We start from the raw sequence: 466 nt of genomic DNA, 5'->3' as shown, positions 1-466 counted from the left end.
CTATTGTCGATACTCTTTTAGCCCTTCCAACAGTTGTAATAGGTTTAATAGCATATACAATGTTATCTCAAGTAGGACCACTTGGTAGTTTAGGTTTACTCTTTTCTCAAGGAGTAATAATAATGGGGCAAATAGTATTAGGATTACCTATCATTATTGCTTTAACTGCAATACAAGTTGAAGCTGTAGATAAAAGACTTTATGTTTCTTTAAAAGGTTTAGGAGCAAGTTCTAAACAGATTTTAATAGATACTTTAATTGAAGCAAGATTTGGACTTATGACAGCAGCAATGACTGCTTATGGAAGAATTATTACAGAAATTGGTATGTCTATGATGGTTGGTGGAAATATTAAATATCACACTAGAACTGTTACAACTGCAATTGCATTAGAAACAGGAAAAGGTGAGTTTGTTACTGGAATCGCACTTGGATTAGTTTTATTTGAAGTTGCTTTATCTGTAAA

The 466-nt window shown here is 32.2% G+C and carries 1 protein-coding gene; it reads left to right on the top strand.

Annotated features, from left to right (window positions below; genetic code table 11):
* Nucleotides 1-466 (top strand): ABC transporter permease (locus CRV02_RS14425; protein WP_129090909.1); only part of this gene is annotated, 466 nt, incomplete at both ends.

Origin of the sequence: Arcobacter sp. CECT 8989 (genome assembly GCF_004116715.1) — a bacterium.
GTDB lineage: Bacteria > Campylobacterota > Campylobacteria > Campylobacterales > Arcobacteraceae > Halarcobacter.
The sequence above is the reverse complement of the archived record's forward strand: the minus strand, read 5'-3'. Positions and strand labels throughout refer to the sequence as shown.